Below are 6861 nucleotides of genomic sequence, written 5' to 3' on the forward strand. Positions count from 1 at the left end.
CGTGCATGACAGGCGCACGTCTCAACAGTAGGCCGCGGAAGGCATCGACGGGCAGCGCTCTACAGGTCTTGCCCGAATGCGACCCGACCTCCCGTATCCATCTGGTATGCGCTGAACGGGTGATACCCGCTCAGCGCCCAGAGCCTCACCCGGCGATGGGGAGTGCCGCTTCGCGAGCGGCGTCCGGACCCTGCTCGAGCAGGACCGCGAAGCCGTTCTCGTCCAGAACCGGAACCTTCAACTGCATGGCTTTGTCGTACTTGGAACCGGGGTTGTCACCGACAACCACAAAGGACGTCTTCTTCGAAACGGAACCGGTCACCTTCGCTCCGCGGCTCTGCAGCGCCTCTTTTGCGCCATCCCGGGTGTGGTTCTCCAGGGTGCCGGTCACGACGACCGTGAGCCCCTCCAGCGGACGCGGTCCCTCGTCCTCGCCGGTCCCCTCCTCCTCCATCCGCACGCCGGCCTCGCGCCACTTGCGGAGGATCTCGCGGTGCCAGTCCTCGGCGAACCACTCCTTGACCGCCGTGGCGATGATGCCGCCGACGCCGTCGACGGCCGCGAGCTCCGCCTCGGTGGCTTGCTCGATCCGCTCGATCGAGCGGAACTCCCGGGCCAGCGCCTGGGCGGCGACCGGGCCGACGTGACGGATCGACAGACCGTTGATGATCCGGGCGAGCGGGCGCTGCCGGGCCGCCGCGATGTTCTCCAGCATCGCCAGGGCGTTCTTCCTCGGCTCGCCCTTCTGGTTGGCGAAGACCGTGACGACCTTCTCCTCGCCGGTCTTGGGGTCGCGCTTGGGAAGTCCGCTGTCCTGGTCAAGGACGTACGCCTTGATGGGCAGCAGCTGCTCGATCGTCAGGTCGAAGAGGTCGCCCTCGTCGACCAGCGGCGGGTCCGCCGGCTCCAGCGGACGGGTGAGCGCCGCGGCCGCCACCGCGCCGAACGCCTCGATGTCCAGGCACTCGCGCCCGGCCAGGTAGAAGAGACGTTCACGCAACTGGGCCGGGCAGGTACGGGCGTTGGGGCAACGGATGTCGATGTCGCCCTCCTTCATGGCCCGCAGGGGTGTCCCACACTCGGGGCACTCGGTCGGCATCACGAACTCCCGCTCGCTGCCGTCCCGCAGGTCCACCACCGGACCGAGGATCTCCGGGATCACGTCACCGGCCTTGCGCAGCACCACGGTGTCGCCGATGAGCACACCCTTGGCCTTGACCACCTCCTGGTTGTGGAGGGTGGCGAACTCGACCTCGGAGCCGGCCACGGTCACCGGCTCAACCTGCGCGTACGGCGTGACACGGCCCGTGCGGCCCACGCCCACGCGGATGTTCACCAGCTTGGTGTTGACCTCCTCCGGCGGGAACTTCCAGGCGATCGCCCAGCGCGGCGCGCGCGCCGTGGAGCCGAGCCGCCCCTGGAGCGGGATCTCGTCGAGCTTGACGACGACACCGTCAATCTCGTGCTCCACCGAGTGGCGGTTCTCGCCGTAGTGGGCGATGAACTCCCGGACCTCGTCGAGCGAGCCGAGGACCTTGTTGTGCCCCGCGGTGGGCAGACCCCACTCCCTGAGCAGGCCGTACGCCTCCGAGAGGCGGGTGATCTGCAGGCCCTCGCGCGCGCCGATGCCGTGCACCACCATCCGCAGCGGCAGCGTCGCGGTGACCTTGGGATCCTTCTGGCGCAGTGAACCGGAGGCGGAGTTACGGGGGTTGGCGTAGGGCTGCTCGCCCGCCTCCACCCGGCGCTTGTTGAGCTCCTCGAACTTCTCCATCGGGAAGTAGACCTCGCCGCGGATCTCGACGAGGTCCGGGATGCGGTCGCCGCGCAGCCGGTCCGGGATCCCCTTGATGGTCCGGGCGTTGGGGGTGATGTCCTCGCCGGTGCGGCCGTCGCCGCGGGTGGCGGCACGGGTCAGCCGCCCCTTCTCGTACGTGAGGTTGACGGCCAGGCCGTCGACCTTGAGCTCGCACAGGAAGTGGTAGTCGGGGGTGTTGACGTCGCGGGCCACCCGCTCGGCCCAGGCGGCCAGCTCCGCGTCGTCGAAGGCGTTGTCCAGCGAGAGCATCCGCTCGCGGTGGTCGACGGCGGTGAACTCGGTCTCGTACGCCCCGGCGACCTTCTGGGTCGGCGAATCGGGCGTGCGCAGCTCCGGATACTCGTCCTCCAGGGCCTCCAGGGTGCGCAGCAGCTTGTCGAAGTCCGCGTCGCTGATGACCGGCTGGTCCTTCACGTAGTACCGGAAGCGGTGCTCCTCGACCTGCTCGGCCAGCTGCGCGTGCTTCTCCCGTGCCTCCGTCGGCACCGGCATCTCCGCGCTCTGCTCGACAGCCACCGTCTCGTCCTCCCGTTACTTCAGCCCGTTACTCAGCCCGTTACTCAGGGTTGTCAGCGAGCGATCTGGCCGCCCGCACGCAGTGCGTGAGGGCCGCGCGGGCGTAGGCGGGCGAAGCACCCGCCAGACCGCACGTGGGAGTGATCACCAAGGACTCGGCGAGAGTCCCCGGATTCAGCCCCAGCCTGCGCCACAGCGTTCTGACACCCATGACGCTACCGGCAGGGTCTGACAATGCCGTGTCGGTGGAGGGGACGACGCCCGCGAAGAGCTTCGTACCGGCCTCGACTGCCTCTCCGATCGACTCCTCGTCACGCTCGGTGAGCAGGTCGAAGTCGAACGAGACCCCGGCGACGCCGGCCCGGCGCAGCAGCGCGAAGGGGACGTCCGGGGCGCAGCTGTGGACGGTCACCGGTCCGTCCGCGGCGCCGATCACCTCGCGCAGGGCGCTCTCCACGATCTGCCGGTCGACGGCCCGGTAGGTGCGGTAGCCGCTGGCCGTGCGGACCTGGCCGCGCAGGACGGCGGTGAGGGAGGGCTCGTCGAGCTGGAGCAGGATCCGGGCGCCGGGAACCCTCCTGCGCACGTCGGCGAGGTGGTCGCGCAGCCCCTCGGCGAGGGATCCGACGAGGTCCCGGCAGGCGCCGGGGTCCCCGAGCGCGGCCTCGCCGCCGCGCAGTTCCAGCGCGGCGGCGAGCGTCCACGGGCCGACCGCCTGGACCTTGAGCGGGCCCTCGTAGCCCTGGGTGAACTCCTCCAGGGCGTCGAGGTCCTCGCCGAGCCAGGACCGCGCGCGGCGGGTGTCCCGGCCGGGCCGGTCGCTGACCCGCCAGCCGCTGGGCTCCACGTGCGCGTACATCTCGACGAGCATCCCGATGGTCCGCCCGATCATGTCGGCGCCGGGCCCGCGGGCGGGCAGCTCCGCGAGGTGCGGGAAGTCCTCGAAGGACCCGGTCACGGTCTTGGCGGCCTCCCGGGCGTCGCCGCCGGGCATCGATCCGACGCCGGTGGCGGGGCCCCAGCCGAACTCGTTCTTCTCGCTCACGCAGGAAGCGTACGTGCCGGTGCGCGGCGGGTGGCGGGCCGTCCCGCCGCAGGGGCCCCGGGGAGCGGTGTCAGCGCCCCGGACGGACCGTCATGTCGTTGATCTCCGCGTCGCGCGGAAGGTCGACGGCCGTGAGGATCGCCGTGGCGACGGACTCCGGGTCGATCCAGCGGGAGGGGTCGTACTCCTTGCCCTCCTGGGAGTGCACCTTGGCCTGCATGGGGCTGGCCGTGCGGCCCGGGTAGACGGAGGTGACGCGGACGCCGTTGCCGTGCTCCTCGTGGCGGAGGGAGTCGGCGAGGGCCTTGAGGCCGTGCTTGGAGGCGGCGTAGGCGCCCCATTCGGCGTGGGCGTTGAGGCCCGCGCCGGAGTTCACGAAGAGGACGTGGCCCTGGGCGGCCCGCAGTTGCGGGAGGAAGAGGCGGGTCAGCTCGGCGGGCGCGATCAGGTTGGTGTTGAGCTGCTGGTGCCAGGTCTTGGGGCGCAGCTCGGCGACCGGCCCCAGGTCCACGATCCCGGCGATGTGCAGCAGGGTGTCCAGGCGGTCCGGCATCGGCTGCTGGCCGAGCGCCCAGGAGATGCGGTCGGGGTCGGCCAGGTCGGCGACGAGCGTACGGGCGCCGGGGTGGGCGGCCGCCAGTTCCCTGGCGCGTCCGGCGTCGCGCGCGAGCAGGACCAGGTCGTCGCCGCGCTCGTGGAGGCGGCGCGCGACGGCCGCGCCGATGCCGGAGCCCGCTCCGGTGATCAGATGGGTAGCCATGGGCACCATGCTCGCATCACCCACGGATCACTGGACGCCCGCGTTCTCCTCCAGGTAGGCGAGGGCCGAGACGCCGTCCTCGGCGAAGAAGACCAGGTCCGTCAGGGGCACCGGCAGGAAGCCCTCGGCCTCCATGCGGCGGAACTGCTCCTTGAGCCCGTCGTAGAACCCGGCGGTGTTGAGGAGCACGACGGGTTTGGTGGTCTGCCCGTGCTTCTTGAGCTCCAGGATGTCCGTGGCCTCGTCGAGGGTGCCGGTGCCGCCGACCATGATGACGATCGCGTCCGACTTCGCCAGGAGCTGTGCCTTGCGCTCGGCGAGGTCCTTCGTGATCACCATCTCGTCGGCGCCCGGCCGTGCCTTGTGGGCCAGGAAGTCCACGGAGACCCCGATGAGCCGGCCGCCCGCCTCCTGCACACCGTCGGCGACGACCTTCATCAGGCCCACGTCGGAGCCGCCCCAGACCAGGGCGTGGCCGCCCTTGCCAAGGAGTTCGGCGAATTCGCGGGCGGGGCCGGTGTAGCGCTCGTCGAGATCGGCCGCGGAGAGGAAGACGCAGATGTTCATGGGCTCCACCGTAGGCCCCGCCGCCGACAACGGCCGGGGACCCGTGGCCCCCGTGCCGGTGCTCAGGCCGAGACGGCCGTGCGCCGGGTGGTCGTGGCGATCGTCGCCGAGCCCACCACGCGCGTGCCGTCGTACAGCACGATCGCCTGGCCGGGGGCGACGCCCCGTACCGGCTCGGCGAAGGCCACCCGCAGCTCGCCGTCGACGAGCTCGGCGGTGATCTCGGTCTCGCCGCCGTGGGCCCGCAGCTGGGCGGTGTACGTGCCCGGGCCGGCCGGGGCGGTGCCGCACCAGCGGGGCTTGATCGCGGTGAGGGCGGTGACGTCGAGGGCTTCGGCCGGGCCGACGGTGACGGTGTTGTTCACCGGGGAGATGTCCAGGACGTAGCGCGGCTTGCCGTCGGGCGCGGGGTGGCCGATGCGCAGGCCCTTGCGCTGGCCGATGGTGAAGCCGTACGCCCCCTCGTGGGAGCCGACCTTCGTACCGGACTCGTCGACGATGTCGCCCTCGGCCTTGCCCAGCCGGGAGGCGAGGAAGCCCTGGGTGTCGCCGTCGGCGATGAAGCAGATGTCGTGGCTGTCGGGCTTCTTGGCGACGGCGAGACCTCGGCGCTCGGCCTCGGCCCGGATCTCGTCCTTGGTGGTGAGGGTGTCGCCCAGCGGGAACATGGCGTGGGCGAGCTGCTTCTCGTCGAGGACCCCGAGGACGTACGACTGGTCCTTGGCCATGTCGGAGGCCCGGTGCAGCTCGCGGGTGCCGTCGTCGTTGAGGACGACGGTCGCGTAGTGGCCCGTGCAGACCGCGTCGAAGCCCAGCGCCAGCGCCTTGTCGAGCAGCGCCGCGAACTTGATCTTCTCGTTGCAGCGCAGACACGGGTTGGGGGTGCGGCCGGCCTCGTACTCCGCGACGAAGTCGTCGACGACGTCGGCGCGGAACCGCTCGGCCAGGTCCCACACGTAGAAGGGGATGCCGATCACGTCCGCCGCGCGGCGCGCGTCACGGGAGTCCTCGACGGTGCAGCAGCCGCGCGCACCGGTACGGAAGGACTGCGGGTTGGCCGAGAGCGCCAGGTGGACCCCGGTCACGTCGTGCCCGGCTTCGGCGGCACGGGCGGCGGCGACGGCGGAGTCCACGCCGCCCGACATGGCGGCGAGCACACGGAGAGGGCGCTGGGGAGTCTGAGTCATAGCCCTACCAGAGTACGGGCCCGCGGGAACCGGGGGCACGTGAGTATGCGTTCACGGTCACATGGGGAGCGAACCGAAGCGGGGGATCGGCCGGCGTGCGGTGCTGATCGGTGGCGGTGCCGCCGTGGCGGGTACGGCGCTGCTGGCCCGGGACGAGATCAGACGGGCCTGGTGGCGGCTGCCGGGCACGCGGAAGAAGCGGGTCGAGGGCGAGCTCGACCACCCGGGCGCGCAGTGGACGGCGGCGGCGCGGGCGAACTGGCGGCGGGCGGACCGTCCGGACGACTTCACCATCGACCGGGTCGTGATCCATGTTGTCCAGGGCAGCTTCCCGACCGCGCTGAAGGTGTTCAAGAACCCGGGGCACGGGGCGGCGACCCACTACGTGGTCCGTAAGGACGGACACATAGCCCAGATGATCCGTGAGCTGGACGTGGCCTTCCACGCGGGCGACCGGGACATGAACGAGCGCAGCATCGGCATCGAGCACGAGGGCTACGTGCACCGGGCCAAGGACTTCACGGAGGCGATGTACGCGTCGTCGGCGCGGCTGACCGCCGGGATCTGCGGGCGGTACGGGATACCGCTCGACCGGGAGCACATCATCGGCCATGTCGAGGTGCCGGGCACGGACCACACGGACCCCGGTCCGCACTGGGACTGGGACCGGTACATGAAGCTCGTACGGGCCGCGTCCCGGGAGCCGGCTCCGGCGAAGGCGTGAGCCGCCTCCCGCGGGCCAGGGGGTGTCTTGTGGATCAGGCTGGATCAGCGAGCGGGGTCTGGCGCCGTGCATCGCAAGGCGGAGGAAGGAGCCCACGCGGAGCGTCGGCGACTGACGACAACGCGGCAAGGTGCGGTGTCAGGGCAGGCGAGCCCGGCAAGATCCGCAAGACACCCCCTAGTAGTGCTTTGTTAGCGGGTCTTGTCACATTGGGTGTTCGGTAGTTCGCTGGTTGTATGAGGG

6 protein-coding genes are annotated in these 6861 nt (G+C 71.0%); 1 reads left to right on the top strand and 5 read right to left on the bottom strand.

The genetic code is table 11. From position 1 onward, the window contains the following. Positions 1-145 precede the first annotated feature (145 nt). The 5 genes from ligA to mnmA all read right to left on the bottom strand — a co-directional run bounded on the left by ligA (position 146) and on the right by mnmA (position 5894). Positions 146-2335, bottom strand: a complete 2190-nt coding sequence (ligA, locus tag IEZ01_RS24420) for an NAD-dependent DNA ligase LigA (protein WP_019889654.1) — start codon at positions 2333-2335, stop codon at positions 146-148. A 40-nt stretch (positions 2336-2375) separates the two neighbouring features. Next, positions 2376-3380: a methionine synthase gene (locus IEZ01_RS24425; protein WP_189203777.1), complete on the bottom strand. Its 1005-nt coding sequence runs from the start codon at positions 3378-3380 to the stop codon at positions 2376-2378. Between the two features lie 70 nt (positions 3381-3450). Beyond that, positions 3451-4140 carry an SDR family oxidoreductase gene (locus IEZ01_RS24430; protein WP_189203779.1) on the bottom strand — a complete coding sequence of 230 codons (690 nt, stop codon included), beginning with the start codon at positions 4138-4140 and terminating at the stop codon, positions 3451-3453. A gap of 27 nt (positions 4141-4167) precedes the next feature. Next, the gene (locus IEZ01_RS24435) at positions 4168-4707 is read right to left on the bottom strand and encodes an LOG family protein (protein WP_189203781.1); all 540 of its coding nucleotides are present in this window, start codon (positions 4705-4707) and stop codon (positions 4168-4170) included. 62 nt (positions 4708-4769) lie between these two features. Beyond that, positions 4770-5894 (bottom strand): tRNA 2-thiouridine(34) synthase MnmA, encoded by a 1125-nt coding sequence (mnmA, locus tag IEZ01_RS24440; protein ID WP_028798009.1) that lies wholly within the window; start codon positions 5892-5894, stop codon positions 4770-4772. A 61-nt stretch (positions 5895-5955) separates the two neighbouring features. On the opposite strand from mnmA, the gene IEZ01_RS24445 reads away from it, so the two are divergent. Beyond that, on the top strand, positions 5956-6618 hold the full coding sequence (locus tag IEZ01_RS24445; RefSeq protein WP_019889644.1) for an N-acetylmuramoyl-L-alanine amidase: 663 nt from the start codon (positions 5956-5958) through the stop codon (positions 6616-6618). Positions 6619-6861: the final 243 nt, after the last annotated feature.

The sequence above is a fragment of the Streptomyces purpureus genome (assembly GCF_014648195.1).
Classification (GTDB): Bacteria; Actinomycetota; Actinomycetes; order Streptomycetales; family Streptomycetaceae; genus Streptomyces; species Streptomyces purpureus.

Coding starts and splice junctions, on each gene's coding strand:
- IEZ01_RS24445 (WP_019889644.1), top strand. CDS start 5,956: ATGGGGAGCGAACCGAAGCGGGGGATCGGCCGGCGTGCGGTGCTGATC.
- IEZ01_RS24430 (WP_189203779.1), bottom strand. CDS start 4,140: ATGGCTACCCATCTGATCACCGGAGCGGGCTCCGGCATCGGCGCGGCC.
- mnmA (WP_028798009.1), bottom strand. CDS start 5,894: ATGACTCAGACTCCCCAGCGCCCTCTCCGTGTGCTCGCCGCCATGTCG.
- IEZ01_RS24435 (WP_189203781.1), bottom strand. CDS start 4,707: ATGAACATCTGCGTCTTCCTCTCCGCGGCCGATCTCGACGAGCGCTAC.